The sequence below is a fragment of the Rothia sp. HMSC062F03 genome (assembly GCF_001836905.1).
In the GTDB taxonomy this organism is placed as follows: Bacteria; Actinomycetota; Actinomycetes; order Actinomycetales; family Micrococcaceae; genus Rothia; species Rothia mucilaginosa_A.
The window spans coordinates 77,974-98,587 of sequence record NZ_KV830872.1 but is presented as its reverse complement, the minus strand read 5'-3'; the positions used below and the strand labels follow the sequence as shown (position 1 = coordinate 98,587).

At 62.7% G+C, this 20,614-nt stretch carries 18 protein-coding genes; 2 read left to right on the top strand and 16 right to left on the bottom strand.

The annotated features are described in order from the left end of the window. Together HMPREF2674_RS03700 and HMPREF2674_RS03695 are read right to left on the bottom strand one after the other, a co-directional pair. On the bottom strand, positions 1-302 hold a 302-nt coding region (locus HMPREF2674_RS03700), incomplete at its 3' end, for a helix-turn-helix domain-containing protein (RefSeq protein WP_141761800.1). 129 nt (positions 303-431) lie between these two features. Next, positions 432-1,223 (bottom strand): hypothetical protein, encoded by a 792-nt coding sequence (locus HMPREF2674_RS03695; protein WP_070824860.1) that lies wholly within the window; start codon positions 1,221-1,223, stop codon positions 432-434. 92 nt (positions 1,224-1,315) lie between these two features. Here HMPREF2674_RS03695 and HMPREF2674_RS03690 point away from each other — a divergent pair, with 92 nt between their 5' ends. After that, complete coding sequence (locus HMPREF2674_RS03690) at positions 1,316-2,332, top strand: HhH-GPD family protein (protein WP_070824859.1); 1,017 nt, start codon at positions 1,316-1,318, stop codon at positions 2,330-2,332. Between the two features lie 114 nt (positions 2,333-2,446). Here the strand turns inward: HMPREF2674_RS03690 and HMPREF2674_RS03685 are convergent, their stop codons facing one another. The 11 genes from HMPREF2674_RS03685 to folP form a co-directional block, all read right to left on the bottom strand. Next, positions 2,447-5,017: an ATP-dependent Clp protease ATP-binding subunit gene (locus HMPREF2674_RS03685; protein ID WP_070824858.1), complete on the bottom strand. Its 2,571-nt coding sequence runs from the start codon at positions 5,015-5,017 to the stop codon at positions 2,447-2,449. Between the two features lie 843 nt (positions 5,018-5,860). Then, positions 5,861-6,211: a histone-like nucleoid-structuring protein Lsr2 gene (locus HMPREF2674_RS03680; protein WP_049333459.1), complete on the bottom strand. Its 351-nt coding sequence runs from the start codon at positions 6,209-6,211 to the stop codon at positions 5,861-5,863. 798 nt (positions 6,212-7,009) lie between these two features. Then, positions 7,010-8,542: a lysine--tRNA ligase gene (gene lysS / locus HMPREF2674_RS03675; protein ID WP_246826166.1), complete on the bottom strand. Its 1,533-nt coding sequence runs from the start codon at positions 8,540-8,542 to the stop codon at positions 7,010-7,012. A gap of 108 nt (positions 8,543-8,650) precedes the next feature. Next, the gene (panC, locus tag HMPREF2674_RS03670; protein WP_049333461.1) at positions 8,651-9,598 is read right to left on the bottom strand and encodes a pantoate--beta-alanine ligase; all 948 of its coding nucleotides are present in this window, start codon (positions 9,596-9,598) and stop codon (positions 8,651-8,653) included. Beyond that, a complete protein-coding gene (locus HMPREF2674_RS03665; RefSeq protein ID WP_070824857.1) occupies positions 9,595-10,557 on the bottom strand; it encodes a Rossmann-like and DUF2520 domain-containing protein in 963 nt (320 codons plus the stop codon). The genes panC and HMPREF2674_RS03665 overlap by 4 nt, the downstream gene beginning before the upstream one ends. A gap of 168 nt (positions 10,558-10,725) precedes the next feature. Then, on the bottom strand, positions 10,726-12,573 hold the full coding sequence (locus HMPREF2674_RS03660; protein ID WP_070824856.1) for a PH domain-containing protein: 1,848 nt from the start codon (positions 12,571-12,573) through the stop codon (positions 10,726-10,728). After that, complete coding sequence (locus tag HMPREF2674_RS03655) at positions 12,573-13,220, bottom strand: PH domain-containing protein (protein ID WP_084824422.1); 648 nt, start codon at positions 13,218-13,220, stop codon at positions 12,573-12,575. The genes HMPREF2674_RS03660 and HMPREF2674_RS03655 overlap by 1 nt, the downstream gene beginning before the upstream one ends. Continuing rightward, positions 13,207-13,722, bottom strand: a complete 516-nt coding sequence (locus HMPREF2674_RS03650; protein ID WP_049333467.1) for a DUF3180 domain-containing protein — start codon at positions 13,720-13,722, stop codon at positions 13,207-13,209. Before HMPREF2674_RS03650 ends, HMPREF2674_RS03655 begins: the two co-directional genes overlap by 14 nt. Positions 13,723-13,767: 45 nt before the next feature. Then, positions 13,768-14,346, bottom strand: a complete 579-nt coding sequence (folK, locus tag HMPREF2674_RS03645; RefSeq protein ID WP_070648590.1) for a 2-amino-4-hydroxy-6-hydroxymethyldihydropteridine diphosphokinase — start codon at positions 14,344-14,346, stop codon at positions 13,768-13,770. A gap of 2 nt (positions 14,347-14,348) precedes the next feature. Beyond that, positions 14,349-14,780 carry a dihydroneopterin aldolase gene (gene folB / locus HMPREF2674_RS03640; RefSeq protein ID WP_049333471.1) on the bottom strand — a complete coding sequence of 144 codons (432 nt, stop codon included), beginning with the start codon at positions 14,778-14,780 and terminating at the stop codon, positions 14,349-14,351. A gap of 78 nt (positions 14,781-14,858) precedes the next feature. Continuing rightward, the gene (gene folP / locus HMPREF2674_RS03635; RefSeq protein ID WP_070824855.1) at positions 14,859-15,824 is read right to left on the bottom strand and encodes a dihydropteroate synthase; all 966 of its coding nucleotides are present in this window, start codon (positions 15,822-15,824) and stop codon (positions 14,859-14,861) included. Between the two features lie 157 nt (positions 15,825-15,981). Here folP and HMPREF2674_RS03630 point away from each other — a divergent pair, with 157 nt between their 5' ends. After that, complete coding sequence (locus HMPREF2674_RS03630; RefSeq protein WP_049333476.1) at positions 15,982-16,170, top strand: hypothetical protein; 189 nt, start codon at positions 15,982-15,984, stop codon at positions 16,168-16,170. A gap of 135 nt (positions 16,171-16,305) precedes the next feature. Here the strand turns inward: HMPREF2674_RS03630 and HMPREF2674_RS03625 are convergent, their stop codons facing one another. The 3 genes from HMPREF2674_RS03625 to ftsH form a co-directional block, all read right to left on the bottom strand. Continuing rightward, positions 16,306-17,271, bottom strand: a complete 966-nt coding sequence (locus tag HMPREF2674_RS03625; RefSeq protein ID WP_070824854.1) for an Abi family protein — start codon at positions 17,269-17,271, stop codon at positions 16,306-16,308. 440 nt (positions 17,272-17,711) lie between these two features. Next, positions 17,712-18,296: a GTP cyclohydrolase I FolE gene (folE, locus tag HMPREF2674_RS03620; protein WP_049333477.1), complete on the bottom strand. Its 585-nt coding sequence runs from the start codon at positions 18,294-18,296 to the stop codon at positions 17,712-17,714. Continuing rightward, positions 18,283-20,481, bottom strand: a complete 2,199-nt coding sequence (ftsH, locus tag HMPREF2674_RS03615) for an ATP-dependent zinc metalloprotease FtsH (protein WP_070824853.1) — start codon at positions 20,479-20,481, stop codon at positions 18,283-18,285. The genes folE and ftsH overlap by 14 nt, the downstream gene beginning before the upstream one ends. Positions 20,482-20,614 lie beyond the last annotated feature (133 nt).

The window sequence follows — 20,614 nt, the reverse complement described above, 5'->3', positions numbered from 1 at the left end:
TTCAACGGTGTTGCGCTTGCAATACCGAAATGCGCCATTGCTTCAGGCTTACTCATCCCACCGTCAACTACAGCCTTCGCTGCGGCGACCTTGGTCTCGTAGTCGTATTTGGTGTGTTTTACTCCCATGGCAAGAAACCCGCTCCTCCCGATTACGTGGTACATTTTCTGCCACTCTCTCACAGTCGCGGCGGACACACCAAGCTTCCTGGCGGTCAAACGATAGCCACATCCCTTCTCAAACATTTGCGCTGCTTGCTCCCGGAGCAAACGGTCATGCCTTAGCCCCAGATTTATAGACATGAAAAGCCTCCTGTTTCTTGGACTTTATTTTCGATGTCCAAGAAACGGGAGGCAGTTCAAGAGTATCCGGTGCGAGGGCTTTTTACGCCCACTCACGGGCGAAAACTATGGGGAGGCTCGGCGAAGCGACTACTGAATCACGAAGTTCACCCGGGTCGAGGTTACGCCGTTCACCGTTGCGGTTGCCCAGTAGGAACCCTTCTGGGCGTTCGAAGCGGCGGAGCAGCCCAGAACGTTGATCTTGCGATCCCAGGCCAGGTCGGTTGCGCCCTCGGCACCCGCGGCAACCTCAGCCTTCGGCAGGGTGGTCGCGGTGCACAGGCTACGGGTGTACACCTGCGCCGATCCCGAGGTGATGTTCAGGTCCACGCCGGTATTCGCGCCCTCGCCACCCACGGCGCAGGGGGTCTTCGAGGAGTTCGTGTAGGTCACGTGGAACGAGACCTGCTCGCCCGCGGCGAACGTGCGCTTAGCGGGGGTAACGGTCACCTTCAGGTCGTTCGCGGTGCAGGCTGCCACCACACCCGCCGCGCTTGCGCTCGGGGTGGCGGAGGGGGTGGCCTGCGCGGTCTTGGCCTCGCTCGGCTTTGCCTCGGGGCTCTTGGTTTCAGCCGCCTTGGTCTCGGTGGCATTAGGGGAGGCACTCTTGGTCGTCGTCTCGCTCGGGGAGGCAGAAGGACTTGCCGAGGCGGAAGCGCTAGCCGAGGCCGTTTCGGAAGGGCGCGCGCTGAAACTCTGGAAGGGCGCACCGGTGGCCGTCGCGGTGGAGGCGACGGTGGCGTCCTTCTTGTTATTAATCATGCCGACGATGCTCGTCACGCCCGCAACCAGCAGGAGAATGACGGCGAGCAGGGCAACAACCGCCACGATGCGACGGCGGCGGTAAACTTCGGGAGGCAGAACGGGACCGTTTTCAGACATACTCTAAGGATACCGGGTTTCAACCTTAGATTCACCATGAACCCATTCCATACCGTTTTGGGAATATATAGCCCGTGACGTAGGCTTTTCTGATGATTCCAGAAGCAGCAGACCCCGCAAATCACCTCCCACAAGGCATCAAGCCGCACCTTCTGCACGAACGCATTAATGGCTGGTTCCTGCAGAACGCACGCGACCTGCCCTGGCGCCGCGACGACTGCTCGCCCTGGGGCGTGATGGTCAGCGAATTCATGCTACAGCAGACCCCCGTCAAGCGCGTCCTGCCCGTCTGGGAGGAGTGGATGCGCCGCTGGCCCACCCCCGCAGACCTGGCCGCCGAGCCCGCCTCGGAGGCGGTGCGCGCCTGGGGTCGCCTGGGTTACCCGCGCCGCGCTCAGCGCCTGCACGGGGCTGCCGTGGCGATTGTGGAGCGGCATGATGGTAAGGTTCCCGCCGACCACGATGCGCTCCTCGACCTGCCGGGCGTGGGCTCCTACACGGCCGCCGCCATCAGCGTTTTCGCGTTCGGTCTGCGAGAGACGGTCATCGACACGAATATTCGCCGCGTGCACGCCCGCGCCGTTAGCGGCAAGGCGCTCCCCTCCCGCTCGCTGACGGCCGCCGAAACCCGCCTGGCCGAGGCACTCATGCCCGCCGATACCCCAACCTCCTGCGTGTGGAACGCGGCGACCATGGAGCTCGGTGCGCTGGTCTGCACCGCGAAGTCCCCGACCTGCGAGCAGTGCCCCGTGCAGGATGTGTGCGCCTGGATTGCGGCCGGCCGACCCGAGGCTGAGTACACGCCAAAGGGCCAGGCCTGGCACGGCACGGACCGCCAGGTGCGCGGTGCCGTCATGGCGGTTCTCCGCGCCGCCCACGAGCCCGTGGAGCGCAGCCTCATCCTGGATGCAGCCTCGGCCACCGGCGCTGCCGCCTCGCCCGACCTGGTGTTCCCCGCGAATGTTCCGGCCGAGGTGCACCGCCCGCTCAAGGCGTTGTACGCGCTCTCCCCCGCCTCCGAACAGCTGCAGCGCTGCTACGCGGGCCTTCTGGCTGATTCTCTGGCCCGTGAGGTACCGGAGGGCGGGCGGGTACTCGTCTCGCTTTAGAAGGGCCCCAGAGGGCCTTAGACCAGAGGGCCTTAGAATGCGCAAAACGCCCGAGGGGCGGCACCGAATAACCGGTACCGCCCCTCGGGCGTTTATTGCGCTAGAGCCTAGTGCCTAGTCGTTACCCTGGCCTTCGAGGGCCTCGGAAGCGGGAGCCTCGGAAGACTCGCCCTCCTTCGCGGGCTCCTTCACGGACTCCAGGGAGAGCTCCTTCATCGGCTGAGACGAGAAGACGAACTTCGCGGAGTCGCCCTCGCCCTCAACGTCCACGGTGATCTTCTCTCCGGGCTTGATGTCGCCGAAGAGAATCTTCTCGGACAGGGCGTCCTCGATGTTGCGCTGCATCTCGCGGCGCAGCGGGCGGGCACCCATAGCCGGGTCGTAACCCTTGGCTGCCATGAGGGCCTTCGCCGCGTTGGTCAGCTCGATGGACATATCCTGCTCCGCCAGGCGCTTGGCCAGGCGACCCACGAACAGGTCCACAATCTGCAGAATCTCGGATTCCGAGAGCTGCGGGAAGACGATAATGTCATCCACACGGTTCAGGAACTCGGGACGGAAGTGCTCCTTGAGGCTTTCCATCACGCGAGCCTGCATGCGCTCGTAATCGGCGGCGGAATCGTCCATGGCCTGGAAACCAACCGGGATGCGGCGGTTCACATCGCGGGAACCCAGGTTGGTGGTCATGATGATCACGGTGTTCTTGAAGTCCACCACGCGACCCTGCGAGTCGGTCAGGCGGCCGTCCTCAAGAATCTGCAGCAGCGAGTTGAACAGGTCGGAGTGAGCCTTCTCCACCTCGTCGAACAGGACCACGGAGAAGGGCTTGCGGCGCACCTTCTCGGTCAGCTGACCGCCCTCTTCGTAGCCAACGTATCCGGGAGGGGCACCGAACAGACGGGAAACGGTGTGCTTCTCCTGGTACTCGGACATATCCAGGGTGATGAGGGCGTCCTCATCACCGAAGAGGAACTCGGCCAGGGCCTTAGCAAGCTCGGTCTTACCCACACCGGTCGGACCTGCGAAGATGAACGAGCCACCGGGACGGTGCGGATCCTTCAGACCCGCACGGGTACGACGAATCGCACGGGACAGGGCCGCAATGGCGTGATCCTGACCAATGACGCGCTTGTGGAGCTCCTGCTCCATGGTCAGCAGGCGGCTGGACTCTTCCTCGGTGATCTTGTAGACGGGCACGCCGGTGGAGGCGGCCAGAACCTCGGAAATCACCTCGGGGGTCACGACGCCGTAGGCGTCTCCGCCGCCCTCGCGCCATTCCTTCTCTGCGGCTTCCTTCTCGGCCAGGACCTTCTGCTCCTGGTCGCGCAGGCCGGCTGCCTTCTCGTAATCCTGCGAGTTGATGGCCTCTTCCTTCTGCTGGCGCAGCTTGGCGGCCTTCTCGTCCAGAATCTTAATTTCCGGCGGAGCGGTCATGCGCTTGATGCGCAGGCGCGCACCGGCCTCGTCAATCAGGTCGACGGCCTTATCCGGCAGGAAGCGGTCGGAGATGTAGCGTGCCGCGAGGTTCACGGCGGTCTCAATCGCCTCGTCGGTGATGGTGACACGGTGGTGAGCCTCGTACTTATCGCGCACACCCTTCAGAATCTGCACGGCGAGCTCCTGGGAGGGCTCGTCCACCAGAATCGGCTGGAAGCGGCGCTCCAGGGCGGCGTCCTTCTCGATGTGCTTGCGGTACTCGTCCAGGGTGGTTGCACCGATGGTCTGCAGCTCGCCTCGAGCCAGCATGGGCTTGAGGATGGAGGCGGCGTCAATCGCGCCTTCGGCGGCACCGGCACCCACCAGGGTATGGATCTCGTCGATGAACAGAATGATGTCGCCGCGGGAACGAATCTCCTTCAGGACCTTCTTCAGGCGTTCCTCGAAGTCACCACGGTAGCGGGAACCGGCCACGAGGGAGCCGAGATCCAGGGTGTACAGGTGCTTGTCCTTGAGGGTCTCGGGGACGTCACCGTGCACGATGGCCTGGGCCAGGCCCTCAACCACGGCGGTCTTACCCACACCGGGCTCACCGATCAGCACGGGGTTGTTCTTGGTGCGGCGGGAGAGGACCTGCATGACGCGTTCCATCTCCTTGTGGCGGCCGATGACCGGGTCCAGCTCGCCCTCACGCGCTGCGGCGGTGAGGTTGCGGCCGAACTGATCCAGAATCGTGGAACCCGCGGGAGTGCCTTCGCGAGAGTTACCTGCACCCACGCCGGCAGTTTCCTTCTCGCCGGAGTTGTTGCCGGGGTAGCCGGAAATCAGGTCCATGACAGCCTGGCGCACGGCGGCGGGCTCAGCGCCCAGCTTAACGAGCACCTGGTTTGCCACGCCCTCGTTCGCACGAACCATGCCCAGCAGGATGTGTTCGGTGCCGATGTAGCCGTGGTTCAGCTGAATAGCCTCGCGCATGGACAGTTCGAGAACCTTCTTCGCGCGGGGGGTGAAGGGGATGTGTCCGTTGGGGGCCTGGGGGCCGGGGCCGACGATGTCCTGAACCTGTTCACGTACTGCGTTCAGGGTAACGCCCAATGATTCCAGGGCGCGTGCACCGATGCCTTCGCCCTCGTGAATCAGACCGAGCAGCAGGTGTTCGGTACCGATGTAGTTGTGGTTGAGCATGCGTGCCTCTTCCTGGGCAAGCACCACAACGCGCCGAGCTCGATCGGTAAAGCGTTCAAACATTTACGCACTCCTTGCATTTTCCTATTGATACAAGAGTACGTTGAGTGCCGGGTTTCTGCCCTGCGCTCGGGCATCTGTTCGCCATCAAGAGAACGGAAAGGGCGCGGGCGGAAGGCAATCGGGGCGGACAGATTCCTTTGCCGGGGCTCGGCAGCGCGTCCGCTCATCTTTCGAAGCGCCCTGCACCTTTTTGAGGGCCGTCTCGCGACACTCGAATGCACATATTACCGAACACAAACACAGAAAAATCCACGTATAGGAATACGATAGGCCCAGATTATCTGCAGAGAATCCCGAATATTGCAGAATATGCACTGTCTTTCAAAGTACATGCACGCCAATCACTCGACGGGGCGACAATAATTCCTGGGCTCGCGCGAGAATCTCACTACATGATTCACGACTTCCCCATCATTCCCTAAAGCGCGTAAAAATACATAAAGATATAGATGCCACGAACGGGTGAATAATCCCGGAAATAATGACACGCACACTCATCGCTCATGAGTTATTCGCGCGGAGAGAATCAATCTGGGGCTATGCCCTTATAAATACGGACGCAATGATATCGACATTCCGTCTGTACATTCTGGCGAGTGCAAGAAATTGCACTCTCCGCTGCCAACAATATGTTTTACAAGTAAATTAAACATGCTGGTGCCTCGGTAGGACACCGCACGCTTTCCCCCACCCTCCAGGATTGATAATTCAAATCCTCACGCCGCGGCCCCGATATTTACCGCCACATAAAAACGCTCACGGCGGATAGCGATAATCGCTATCCGCCGTGAGCGTACACAATGCATTTGCTCCGCGCGGAGCAAAACCTGAAGGGACTAGAAATTAAGCCTGTTCCTTCATTGCTGCGTAGTATGCATCCTGAATGTCCTGGTGGATGCGGCCACGGTCGGAAACCTTGTGGCCGTTAGCCTTAGCCCACTCGCGAATCGCTGCGGTCTCGGGGTTACGCTTGACCGGAGCGGCGGTACCGCGGGGTGCGCGGGTGCGCTGAGCGGAGCCCTGCACGCGGCGGGACTTAGCTACGAAAGGACGGATAGCGTCGCGCAGACGTGCGGCGTTTGCGGAGGACAAATCAATCTCGTAGTGAGCGCCATCCAGGCCGAAGCGGATGGTCTCGTCGGCGGGGCCGCCGTCCAGATCGTCTTCAAGGATGATGCGAACCTTCTGTGCCATAAATGGCACCTCCCTCATCTGTTGCATATATCCTATGGGCGCAAAACCCTGAAGCCCCTATCGAAAATTGATAGAGAAAAAGTGTGCCGGATATACATATGTACTAATTTCCTATATATCGTAACAGAAATACCAGAGGCGTTCATTGCGCAAACCGGCAAAATAGACGGGTAAATAACACCCGAGAATAATATGAGGAATATTTTCGGGAATATCGTCCCCAAATCATCGGCAATACGGAGGCTGTTCTCTGTACGCATATTATCGCCTCCGCTGTGCGGGTCGGCTCATTAAATAGCCCACCGGTCGAACGCTAGAGACGCGCCGCGTTCATTTGAATGGTGCGCGCCAGGAAATCAGCAGGAATAATCTCGCGGATAATCCTTCATCCCACGCGGAACGGCAAAACTATCTCAACGGTATATTCCACACCCGCACGCCCCTATTCATTGCGAATCCGTAAGTCTTCACCGAGAATACTTTTCGCTCGCCGTCCCCATATACGGCTGACTAGCCAAAACTAAGCTCAGCCGGAGAATTTCAAACCGATAAAAGCCGCCCGAAAACACCACATCCGAAAGCGCCGAAGCAAAAACGCCGAGATGAAAACACGACTACGAGAAACACGGAGCCGAGCCCGCCCGAGCCCATTTAGGGCTGAGTACCGGATTCACTCGGGCAGGGCATACGAGAGCGGGGGCCGCGAGCGCACACGCGCCCGCGGCCCCCGCCGCGTTCAAACCCGGAACGCCCCGCGCAAACACGCGCGGAACGAGTCCGGGCCCTCAAGATAAGAAATTAAGCTTCCGGCTTCATGAGCGGGAACAGAATCGTCTCGCGAATACCGGGCTGACGCACCACGGTACCCGGACGCTCCGGGTCCTGGTCGCCGGCCAGCAGCATAATCAGACGATCGATGCCCAGACCAATGCCACCCATCGGGGGTGCACCGTGCTCCAGGGCGCGCAGGAAGTCCTCGTCCAGCTCCATCGCCTCATCGTCACCGGCGGCAGCCAGCAGCGACTGGGCGGTCAGACGCTCACGCTGAATCACCGGGTCAATCAGCTCGGAGAACGCGGTACCGCGCTCCATGCCGCCGATAATCAGGTCCCAGGCCTCAATCAGCGGCGCACCGGAACGGTGCGGGCGGGCCAGCGGCTGGGCGCTCGGCGGGTAATCGTACACGAAGGTCGGGTTCACCAGGGGCGGCTCAACAATCTCGCCGAAGAGCTCGATGACGAGCTTCTCAGCGTCCCACTTCGGGTCGATATCAACCTCGTGCTTCTCGGCAATCTCGCGCAGAACGGACGCGTCGGTCTCCGGGGTAATCTCGACGCCCACGGCCTCGGACAGGCCCGGGTACACGCCAACCCACTTCCACTCACCGAACAGGTCGATGGTGCCGCGCTCGGTCTCGATGCGCTCGGTACCGACAGCCTTGGCGCAGCTCTGGATAATCTCCTTCATGCGCTCGGCCATCACGAACTGGTCGGCGTACGCCTCGTAGCACTCCAGGGTGGTGAACTCGGGGCTGTGAGTCGAGTCGACGCCCTCGTTGCGGAACACGCGACCAATCTCGTACACGCGCTCAATACCGCCCACCACGGCGCGCTTGAGCGGCAGCTCGGTCGCGATGCGCATGGTCATCGGCTGGTCGAAAGCGTTCAGGTGGGTGCGGAACGGACGAGCCGTCGCGCCACCGTGAATCAGCTGCAGGACCGGGGTCTCAACCTCAACGTAGCCGTGCTCGTCCAGTACGCGGCGCACGGTGCGGGTAATCAGGGCACGCTTCTTCACCAGCTCGCGGGCCTCCTCGCGCACCATCAGGTCCAGGTAGCGCTGGCGCACGCGGGTTTCCTCGTTCAGGTCCTTGTGCAGAACCGGCATGGGGCGGATAGCCTTCGAGGCCATCTTCCAGTCGGTCACCATGATCGACAGCTCACCGCGGCGAGACACAATCACGCGGCCGGTCACGAACACGTGGTCACCCAGGTCAACCAGGGACTTCCACTCGGCCAGGGACTCCTCGCCCACCTCAGCCAGCGACAGCATCGCCTGGATGCGCTTACCCTCGGTACCGCCCTGCAGGGTCGCAAAGCACAGCTTACCGGTGTTACGAACGAACACCACGCGGCCGCCCACGTGCACCACGCGGTCGGTCTCGTCGCCAGCCTTCAGCTCGCCGGACTCCAGCTTCGGGTCGTACTCGGCGCGCAGATCCTCGATGTGGTTGGGCTCCACACGGTTACCCTCGGAATCCAGCAAGCCCACCGGGTATGCCTCACGACCCGACTCAATCAGCTTCGCGCGCTTCTCCAGGCGAATCTGCATCTGCTCGGACATATCAGCAATCGCCGGTGCGGCGTGGTGCTCAGTGCTCACGGTGATACCTATCTGTGTAGTGTGTTGGGAAGTCTCTAAACGAAATTCAGCGAACGCTTAGCGCAGGTCCATGTTGTCAATCAGGCGGGTCGGGCCCACATACGCGGCGACCAGGGCCAGCACGCGCTCCGATTCTTCGGTCGGCTCGCCGAAGGTCATCGGATCGACCAGTTCCAGGTAATCGAGGCGCACGCCCGGGGTGGAGTTGATGCGCTCGCGCGCGCCCTCCAGGTCAATCTCGTGGAAGCCGCGGTTCAGCGAGTTCTCGCGCAGCATGGCCAGGGTGCGGGAGAGCACCAGAGCCGATTCGCGCTCCTCATCCGACAGGTAGCCGTTGCGCGAGGAGAGGGCCAGGCCGTTATCGTCGCGCACAATGGCCACGGGGCGCAGGGTCACGTCGTGGTTGAAGTCGTGAACCATGCGCTGAATCAGGATGTACTGCTGGGCGTCCTTCTGGCCGAAGTACGCGTTCACCGGGTGTGAGCCGGCGGCGGGGCGAATGATGTTGAAGAACTTATTCACCACGGTCAGCACGCCGTCGAAGTGTCCGGGGCGGGTTGCGCCCTCGAACTTGGTGCCCAGCTCACCGCTCGAGATGCGGATCAGCGGGTCGCCGTCGGGGTACATCTCCTCCACCGAGGGGGCGAAGATGATGCTCACGCCGGCGGCACCAGCCAGCTCGGCGTCGGCCTCAAGGGTGCGCGGGTACGCCTCGTAGTCCTCGCCGGGGCCGAACTGCAGCGGGTTCACAAACACAGAGGCGACAACAACATCGTTCTGCTCGGAAGCGCGGCGCAACAGGGTGGCGTGGCCATCGTGGAGGGCACCCATAGTGGGCACGTAGCCCAGGGTGGCGGTACGGTACTGAACGTCAGTGCCGTTCTGCTCCGCCTCGAGGCGGGCAGCACGGTCCAGGGCGTCCTGCGCGGTGGCCAAAGCCTGCGCGATAGCGGTGCGGAACTCCGCAATGGTGGTCACGACGCGGGGCATCGAAGTCTCAGTCATGACGAGAACTCCTTGTTTTCGGGGGCAGAATCGTCGATGTCGCCGGTGTACTCCACGTTCGCGGAAGGTTCCACCAGGCTTTCGATCCGTTCCAGTTGTTCATCGTTTAACAAACCTCTATTATGCGCCCTTTTTGCGGTCGCATGCGCCAGAGCGGCGTAAGAGTCTGTAATATCACCTGTTTTTTCTCCCTGTGCATACTCGCCGAGCGCCCTCATGTGGGCGGCCACGGTACCCGCATCGCCGCGCGCAACGGGACCGGTTAGGGCCCCTTCGCCGCTTGCGAGCGCGTTATCCACGGCCGCGCGGACCAGCGGACCCATGTAGTGGGCCGGGTCCTCAATGCCGATGGATGCGAGCATCTGCTGAGCCTGACCCAGAATCGTCACGAGGTGGTTCGAGGCGTGGGCCAGGGCTGCATGGTACAGGGCTCGGTCGGCTTCGGCCACGTGGACGGGCTCGCCACCCATCTCAACCACCAGGGCCTGCGCGATGGGCAGGAAGGGGGCGGGGCCGGTCACCGCGAAGCTCGTGCCGTTCAACCGCTGCAGGTCCATGGACAGGCCCGTGAAGGTCATGGCCGGGTGAATGGCCAGGCCAATGGCGCCTAGGGCCGTTGCGGGGGCGAAAACCTCCGTGCCGTGACGGCCGGAGGTGTGCACCAAAAGCTGACCGGCGGTGATGCTCCCGGAGGAGGCCAGGTAGGTGATGAGGCCCGGCAGCTCGTCGTCGGGGACGGCCAGAATCAGCAGTTCGCTCCGTTCGGCAATCTGTTCCACCGGAAGCAGCGGCACATCGGGGAGCAGCATCGCGGCGCGCTCCCGGGAGGCCTCGGACACCGCGTGAACACCCACAATCGTGTGCTCGCAGGCGCGCAGGGCCGCGCCGAGGACGGCGCCAACCTTCCCGGCTGAAATGATTCCGATGCCCAAACGGGCGGGTTTTGAATGGTGTACCACGGTTCTTAAGTATATTCGCCCGCACCGGGCGGCGCCTCCGGCTGGTTTACGCCTGTGGATAACCCGACCACGCGTCGGGTGGTGGAGAGCCGCTGAGGCGGCGCAGACGGCGCGAGGCCCACCCGCACCGAGTGGTGCGGGCGGGCCTTGCCGGTTGAGGTTCCGGCGCTAACGCGCCTCGGGCACGCGGTAGTAGGCGCGGGTACCCTCCAGGCGCTCCGTGAGGGTCGAAGCGATAATCAGGCTCGTGCGCGGCGGCAGGTGCTTCATGGTGGTGCTCACCGGGCCCTTCGCAACGTCGAAGCGCAGGGTGGCGCATCCGCACGCACGCTCGAGCGGGCCCTGGGTCCAGCGCACGCCCAGCACGCGCCGCACCGGCAGCACCGACAGCCTGCGCACCAAGAAGCCGTTACGAATCAGCAGCAGATCGCCGCGGGCGTGCTCCTCGATGTTCGCGTCAGGGCGTGAGGAGGCGGGGCTCTGATCCCCCTGCGCAGAGGCGTTAATGCTGGTCAGGCCCTTAACGTGCAGGGTGAGCGGGTCAAGCCAGCGGGCCGTGGACGGCACCTGCAGCATCTGCGGGGCACCGGGCACCTGTCGCTTCTGGGAGCTGCGCGCCGCGGCCATGAGCACCTGCGCCTGCTGCTCGTCCAGCCCCGGCAGGAGCAGACGCAGCACCGCGGCGGTCTCGCGCGCATTGCCCACCGGCAGGGCCACGTTGCGGGTCAGCCCGCCCTGATCGGGCCTGTCGATACCCACGCCGGCGATGGTCATCTTGATGCGGTACCAACCGAACATCTTCCAGAGAATCGACTGCTCAACCTGAACCGCCTGCACGCGCTCCGGCAGCACGTTCTGCGTGTGGGTTCCGGTGAAGCCGTAGCGCAGGGTGAGGGCCCCGCGGTCACCGCAATAAATCCTGAACCGCGCGGAGTTATCGAAGCGGGCCCACAGCGCACCCGCGTAACCGATGAGCGGCGCGCCGAGGCTCGGGAGGGCAAACATCGGGATGTACAGCGGGCTGATTCCACTGAAAATTGCCGTGATAATTGCGCCCATACCCATGACGATGACCAGCGGGATAACCCACACGAGGTTCTCCAGCAGAATCGACATGATGAGGGTGCCGGTCGAGATGCGGAAGGCCACCGCACCCTCGGGGTTACCGGGTTCGGGGAAGTTTCCGGCCGGAGCGGGCGAAGCGGCGGGGTAGGCCACGGAAGCCGAGTCGGACTGCGCAGGATGAGGCTGCGAGACGCCGGGCTGGGGCACGCTGGACTGGGATACGCCGGGCCGGGGCGCACCGGACTGAATCGAGGGAGCAGGCTGAGCCGGGGATGCAGGCTGAGCCGAGGGGGCAGAGGAAGCCGCGCCCGAGGGGAGCGGCGCATCCGACCGGTAGCCGGCCCGGGCTCCCCTGCCCTGAGCCCGCAGAATCGAGATGCTCTGCAGAGCCGCATGACGCAACCGGGTGGCCTTCGCCCGCGACAGGTACTTGATGTGCAGCGCCTCGCCGGAGCCGTCCGCAACCTCAAAACGCAGCTCCGACAGGCCCAGCAGGCGCGCCACCAGCGGACGGGAAATATCCACGCTCTGCACGCTCTCCAGGCGGATCGTGCGCTCCTTCTTGAAGAAGATACCGCTGCGGCGGTGAATCGCCAGCTCATCCAAGTGATAGCGGGTGAACCACCATTGAAGCGAGCCAGCAAACAGAATCAGCACCAGAACGACGAAGCCAATCAGCTGCGAATACGTCGCGCTGAAATAGCTGTCGTCCTCGTTGAACACCTGCGTCAGGCGCGTGCCCCACTCGTTCGGCGGGGTGGTCAGAATATTCAGAATGATGCTCTGAAAGAAGCCGAAGGCCAGCAGAATAATGAACCACAGGTTCATGATGAACGTGCGGATATCGGCGCGCCACCACGTCTGTTCCTGCGGACCGCCGGGGCCGCCCACGCCCTGGCCGCCCGGCGCGCCACCGCTCGGGACGTTATTGTTCGGAACGGGCGCGCTCATTACAGGGCCGCCATTCGCTCATCGGCGCGGTGCACCAGCTCGGCACGGACCGCATCCACGATGTCGTTCGGGACGCCGTACACCACAACCGTGCCGGCGGCCTCACCGGCGGTGCGCACCGTCAGACGCGACACCCCGCTGAGACGCTCGAGCGGTCCCGAATCGACGTCAACGTACTGGATGCGCCCGTACGGAATCGAAGTGATGCTGCGGAAAACCAGGCCGCGGCGGGTCATGAGGTGGTTGCTCTCCAGCGCGTAGGCCAGGGCGCGGGTGCGGCGCGGGGTGGTGAGCAGCCACCAGCCGCCCCAGAACACCGCAACGAGAGCCACCAGCACGCCCAGGATGCGCATCCACAGGGGTCCGTCGGTCAGAACCGCGAGTGCATCCAGGCCCAGCCCCACCAGCAGCACCGGCACGAACGCGGCCACGGTGTGGATGAAGCGAACCTTCAGGTAGCCGGGGGCCGCGGGCTGCCACTGCGGGTCGGGTGCGGCCTGCCGGGGTGCAGGCCCGCCCACGCCGGGCAAGCCCAGGGGGACCCCGGCGGGTCGTGCAGTCGGCGCGCTCGGCGCGGGGTTCTGTCCCGGGCCGCCACCCTGCGGCATGGGATTCTGAGAATAATTGTTCGATTTAGGAGCCGGCATAGGTTCCTCCCTCTCGCGACTTCACGGAACCGGAGGGAGAATCGTCCTCGTCCTCCCCCGGCGGAATACGACAACAATGCTGCGCCCACAGGCCGGCCGCCAGCAGCGCAACGCTACAGACCAGGTTCACCACGACCTGCCAGAAAAGCGCAGACAGACCGCGGGCAGGCGCCACCGTCAGGTGAAAACCAAAGATTGCGGCACACACACCCGTCAGCAGGGAACCCGTCAGAATCGAACCCTGCGCATAGGCCAGGGCACGCGCAGCCAGAATCGGACCCATGTGCGGTGCCTTCTCGCGCGTCCGAATACGGCGATACCGCGCCACCTGCACCCCCAGCCACACCGCGCCGGCGGCCACGAGCAGGCACACCAGCCCGAGCATCCACGAGAAATGCAGCTCGCTATGACCGGCGTTCACCAGCACCGCGTTCACCAGCACGGTCAGCGCCGCGGCGCCTATCGCCGTCCAGAGCACCGCCGAATACCGGAGGGGTTTCATGGTGTTTCCTTTCGGTCGATTCCTCTACCTTCCAGAGTGCCACACTTAGGGGCTAACGGACAGGTTCATTTCACGCATATAACGAATTGCGTCCTCGCCGGCGTCCTCGTGGGTCAGGTTGAGGTCGCGGGAAAGCTCCGCAACGCTCACCGGCACGTAGGTTACGGCGCCCCCATCGCTGCGCGCCACCAGCAGGCGCGCCTCCGGATCCATACGCGCCCACGGCGTCAGCACAAAGGCACGCTCGTGCGCGCGCGGGTGCGGCAGAGTCAGCACCGGGTCATCAGAGACGGTACCCTCGTAGTCAATCACGTCAATATCGAGGGTGCGCGGGCCCCAACGCACCAGGCGCTCGCGGTGATGCGCCGCCTCCACCGCGTTGCACAGCTTCAGCAGCTCGTAGGGGCTCAGCTCGGTCGATACCTCAATCACGGCGTTCACGTAGTCCGGCTGACCCTCCGGCCCACCCACCGGAGCGGTACGGTACAGCGGCGAGACCCGCAGGATGCGCACGCCCGCCTCCCGAAGGTCGACGACGGCACGCTCAATGGTACTCTCGCTCTCACCCAGATTTGAGCCCAGCGCCAGCACGGCGCGATGGGCGGAAAGCGGCCTGAGCGGCATCGTTAGCACCTCCCCTCGGTACCGGGCATGGCGGCCTGCAGAGACTCGGGAATACGCTCGCGGAACACGCTCACCGCCACGTTCTCGAAGGGAACGGTGATGGGGGCCTGCGGTTTGGAGACCTTCACCTCCACCGCGTCGATGCGCGCGAACTCGGAGAGAATCCCCTCGGCAATCCGCACGGCGAGCGTCTCGATCAGGTCAAGCGAGCCGAAGACGATTTTTTGGTGAATCAGCTCGGCCACCTGCGCGTAGTTCGTGGTCTTTTCCAGGTCATCCCCCGCGGCGGCGTCCGCGAAGTCGGTGTAGAGCGTCGCGTCGACGGTGAAGGGCTGACCGTCACGCTTCTCAAAGTCGAGAACGCCGTGGAAACCCACGGCGGTGATGCCGCTGAGCGTGATGCGGTCGTGGTGGGCGTAGGCCGAATTCGGCATGGAGTCTCCTCAGTGGTTGGTTGTAGCGGGTACCCGGAGCGTGAGCCGAGCCCCGTGAGGCGCATAGGGGGGCGGTACCTACATGACGGCGCGCAGCGCGGAGGCGACCGTCACCGCATCCACGCTGGCGGGCACGTCGTGCACGCGCACCGCCCACACGCCGCGCGCCGCCACCAGGGCGGTCACCGCCGCAGAGGCTGCCGCACGATGCTGAGCCGGGCGCGGCTCCGACAGCGAGTGCCACAGTTCGCGTTCAGCCTCACCCGCATCGGTTGCGGTGAAACCGCTCGCGTTCAGGCGCTCAGCCAGCGCCATATCCGCCGCAGTCAGGGCGTTGGCGATAAAACGCTTGCGGGAACCGGCAATGAGCAGGCGGTGCCCCAGACCCTGTAGCTCGTCAATGGCGGCGAGCAGCTCCCAATCCTGCATGCCGCCCTTCGCGAAGCCCAGACCCGGGTCAAGAATCAGGTTCTGCGGCAGCACACCGGCGGCGAGGAAACGCTCACGCAGGCCGGTCAGCTCCTCCACAACCTCGGTGACCACGCCGCGCGGGTACTCCGCCAGGCTGTCCATGGTCTGGGAGGTGCCGCGGGCGTGCATGAGGATGTACGGCACCTGCAGTTCAGCGGCGGTTTCAATCATTTCATCGCTCACGTTCAGACCGGACACATCGTTGATAATGTGCGCACCGGCGGCAATGGCGGCGCGGGCGGTCTGCGGGTTCATGGTGTCAACGCTGATGGTGGTGCCCATCTGCGCGACTGCCTCGATGACGGGCAGGATGCGGCGCTGCTCCTCCTCCACGCTGATGCGCACGGCACCGGCGGGGCGGGTGGACTCACCGCCAATGTCGATAATGGAGGCGCCCTCGGCAATCATGCGGGCGGCGTGGGCGATGGCGTCGGTGGCGGCGTAGTGCTGGCCGCCGTCGCTGAAGGAGTCGGGGGTGACGTTCAGGATGCCCATGACGAGGGTGCGCTCGGCGGCGAGCGCGTCGCAGGGCAGGGGTGCGGCAGCGGGGTGGGGGGCGGTGTCTTCGGTCATGGTTTTAATCCTACCGAATCTGCCGAATGACACAGCGCCCCATATTTGCATATGACATGCTGATTTAGGGGTATCCTGGGAGAGTATGCTCTGCCTGCGTCACAGCGGTGTGGGTTGGGCACCTCATACACATACATACTCTAGGAAGTGACTCATCGTGAATTTGAAGACCGGCGCGTGGATTTTGTCCCTGATCGCGATTGCTTCGCTGTTCGTTATTGTTCTGGCCGAGAACGCTCCCGCGGTCCGTTGGATTGCTTTCGGTTCTGCAACCGGCTGCGGCTTCATCGCCCTGGGCCTAATCGTGACCCTCGCACTGGGCTGGGACAACAAGAACGAGGGCTAAGGCTCTTCGAGCCTTCTAAAGGCCCGGAACGGCACTAAGCACCGGTTGGCTCTAGAGGGGGCCACAACCGTACGACAAAAGGGGCGGAGGTGAAAACCTCCGCCCCTTTCAGCGTGTCTATAAGCAGTGAAGATTTTAGCTCCACAAACGGGTTTCTTCCCAACCTTGCGGTATGCCCATAGCCCGCGATACATCAACCCCAGGAACGGAAATATCAGGACGTTCCTTCAGAATCTGCGTCAGAGATTCCGTATCCCCAATTCCGCCCTTGTCCATCAGATATTTGAGGAGAGTGAGCATTCCGAAAGTCTTACACATCTTATGGTTCTCTTCAGCCTGCGGCACACCAAATAGGTCAACAACCTCACGGATTTCAGGGCTCTCAACTCTTCCACCTCTCAACACGCGCGGTAAGCGAGGCTCTGGGTGCAGCTTATTGTAGAACCTACTTTGATGCGCACAAATATTGCGCATTACCCGCAGCGAGTTAATCCAGGTTTCCAATTGGGGGTCAGCACAGCCCAAGGCTTTCGCGATATCTCGCCGGATATTTGCCGGAGAGACCAAATACAGATTCTGTAGAGCCCCCAAATCTAGAACTTCCACCACAACCCACACGGGCAACTTCCCGCCGTATTGTTCACGGTGATGCTTCACGAATTCCTCTTCAGAAGTACGAATAAGCTGTTCACTTTTTCTCGTAAATCTGTTCCAAGCAGTGCGCCTTTTACTACCTTGAAGGTCGCACTGAGTTTCATCCTCGTATATGAGTGGATCCACTGCCCCCAGTAAATTCCCTAGGCGGGACCGCAAATACACCTCAAACTGCGAGAAATACGAAAACGCAATAGACCGAAGATTACGGTCATATTCATACAGGGCCACGATATCTTCAAAGACGGTTCCGGGCACGAAAGTATCCGAGCGCTGCCCGCTTCCCGCAGGCCGCCGGAACGAATAGTAGTAACCACTCAGCCGATAGTAACTAACACGCTCAAGGACGTGAACGGCATGTTCTTGAGAACCTACGAGCATGCCTCGCTGCCGCAAGATTCCAACCTGCTGTTCATATGTTTTAAATGGTTTTACGATTGGAGACATACACTATACACCACTTGATATCGTTTCATCATTGGAACTCTTTAATAATATCAATATAAGGATATTAAGGGTATAACTACACGGTATGTAAGCCATCTCTGCCTTGCTAAGGTCATCGCTTAAAAACGATGACCGGCTCCAGACCCCTGATGGGTGGAACCGGCCGCGGTTACTTTCGCTCCTGAGGAGGAGAGGAACAGTCATGTATTCATTAACAACGGTACGTGAAGAGCGCTGTACGTAGCATTGATAAAAAGAAGACCGGTCCTGTACTCCCGAAGGAGTGGTGCCGGTACTAGTGGTACTACTCTACAGCTGATGACGCTCTTTACGCAAGGGCTCTCGTCATACAGCCCAACACATGCGACCGCGCAACGCAGGGGGCAGGATTCCTTAGAATCCTGCCCCCTGTCGTATAGCTATATGATTATCCCGAATGTTTAGCGCTGCGAGAAGATTAGGCTCATCGCCTCCGCACGGGTTGCGGTGTTCATGAGCGCGCCGCGTACCGCGCTGGTCACGGTCTTCGCGCCCGGCTTGCGCACGCCGCGCATCGACATGCACATGTGCTCGGCCTCAATCACCACTATGGCGCCGCGCGGGTTCAGGTGCTCCTCCAGAGCCTCCACCACCTGGGTGGTCAGACGCTCCTGCACCTGCGGGCGGCGGGCGTACATCTCCACCACGCGGGCGAGCTTGCTCAGGCCGGTGACCTTGCCGTCCGGGCCCGGGATGTAACCCACGTGCGCCACGCCGTGGAAGGGCACCAGGTGGTGCTCACAGGTCGAGTAGAACGGGATGTCCTTCACGAGCACCATCTCGGAGTGGGCGATATCGAAGGTCGTACCCAGAATCTCGCCGGCGTCCTGGTGCAGGCCCGAGAAGAACTCCGCGTAGGCACGCGCCACGCGTGCCGGGGTCTGCTGCAGACCGTCGCGATCCGGGTCCTCACCGATCGCGAGCAGAATCTCGCGCACAGCCGCCTCAATACGCGGCTGGTCGACGGCGGTCTTAGCCTCGCTCATTCTCTGCTCCATTCTGGTTCGGGGTGCCATTCTCCGGGCGTTGTACCGGAGGCACGGGGTAGTTCGGGTACTGCTGCGGCGGCATGGCGACCGTCGGGTCGGCATCCGGGTCGGCCGCCGGTGCTACCGGGGCCTGGGGCGCCTGCTGAACGGGCTGAGTCGGTGCCTGCGGGGCAGATGCCGCGGGGGTAGCCGGGGTTGCGGGAGCAGCAGGGGCTTCGGCCTCCTGAGCCAGCTCGCTCGGAGCCTTCACCGGCGGAATGTCGGTGCGCTCGCGGGTCGGCTTGGAGTACCAGTACTCGCGCTCAGGGCGCTTGCGAACGTCCTTGAAGATCTCGTCAATCTCGTGCTCGAGCAGGGTTTCCTTCTCAAGCAGGGCGAAGGCCAGGCGATCCAGCACATCGCGGTTCTCCAGCAGAATCGCGAACGCCTCATCGTGCGCCTGCTCCAGCAGGGCACGAATCTCAGCGTCCACCTTGGCCGCAGTCTCATCCGAGTAGTTGCGGGCCGAAGCGCCACCGCCACCGAGGAACGGCTCGGTGTCCTCGCCGCCAAGCTTCACGGAACCAATCACGGAGCTCATGCCGTAATCGGTGACCATCTTGCGGGCGGTGTCGGTTGCCTTCTGAATATCGTTGGACGCGCCGGTCGAGGGGTCGTGGAAGACAATCTCCTCCGCCGCACGGCCACCCATCGCGTAGGCCATCTGGTCGAGCAGCTCGTGGCGGGTCGTGGAGTACTTGTCGTCCTGCGGCATGACCATGGTGTAACCCAGGGCGCGGCCGCGCGGAAGAATTGTAATCTTGGTGACGGGGGCGGAGTTGCGCAGTGCCGCCGCGACCAGGGCGTGGCCGCCCTCGTGGTAGGCGGTGACCTTGCGATCGTGCTCGTTCATGATGCGCGAGGAACGCTGCGGGCCGGCCATCACACGGTCGATAGCTTCGTCGATGGCGCGGTCGTCAATCACGTTGCCGTTATCGCGGGCGGTCAGCAGGGCCGCCTCGTTCATGACGTTCGCCAGGTCGGCACCGGTGAAGCCGGGGGTGCGCTTCGCAACCTGCGCCAGGTCCACGGTGTTGGCAATGGGCTTGCCCGCGGCGTGCACGCGCAGAATCTGCTCGCGGCCCTTCATGTCGGGGGCGTCCACACCAATCTGGCGGTCGAAACGACCGGGACGCAGTAGCGCCGGGTCGAGCACGTCGGGGCGGTTCGTTGCCGCAATGACGATGACGTTCGAGTTGCCGTCGAAGCCGTCCATCTCAACCAGCAGCTGGTTCAGGGTCTGCTCGCGCTCGTCGTTACCGCCACCCATGCCGACGCCGCGGCGGCGGCCAACGGCGTCAATCTCGTCGACGAAGACGATGGCGGCGGGGTCGCTCTTTGCTTCCTTGAACAGGTCGCGCACGCGGGAGGCACCCACGCCCACGAACATTTCAACGAAGTCGGAGCCGGAAATCGAGTAGAAGGGCACGCCGGCCTCGCCCGCCACAGCCTTGGCGAGCAGGGTCTTACCGGTGCCGGGAGGGCCGTACAGCAGCACGCCCTTGGGAATCTTTGCACCCAGGCGGGTGAACTTCTCGGGTTCAGCCAGGAACTCGCGAACCTCTTCCAGTTCGGCGAGCGCCTCGTCCACGCCGGCAACGTCGCTGAAGCGCACATCCGGCTTGTCCTTGGTGAACTTCTTCGCGCGGGACTTGGAGAAGCTCATCACGGAGGAGCCGCCTCCGACGCGTCCCATCAGGAACCAGAACAGCACACCAAAGAGCAGAATCGGCAGGAGCAGGGACACCAGGGAGCCCAGGAAGCTATGCTCAACCGGCTGGTCCGTGTAGCTTTCCAGCTCGGCGGAGTTCATGGCCTTGACCACGTCCTCGGAGCGGGGCTGCACGTAGTAGAAGTTCACCGACTTACCGTAGTTGTCGTTGCCCTTCTTGTAGTCCTCCTTGAGCTGCAGCTCCACGCGCTGATCGCCGTCGTAGATTTTCGCGCTCTTGACCTGGTGGTCGTTAAGCAGCTGAATACCCACGTTCGTGTCCACCTGACGCGAGGTCTGGGTGAAGAGGGAGCTCATGAAGAACGCCAGCATGACCACGGCGATTGCGCCCGGCCAGAACCAGGGGCCGTTGATGAGCTTCTTCAGAAAGCTATCCGTGCCCTTCTGCGGAGTATTGGGGGTTTGCGCCAATGCTTTGTCCTTACGTTGCGGCTGTAACCCGTTGGGGCTGCGGTATTTTCGTGCCGGAGCACCCAACGATGCACCCTTAAATGTACCCTACCGCGGCCGGGAGCCAGGCACCCTTCTTCTCTATTTCACCTGC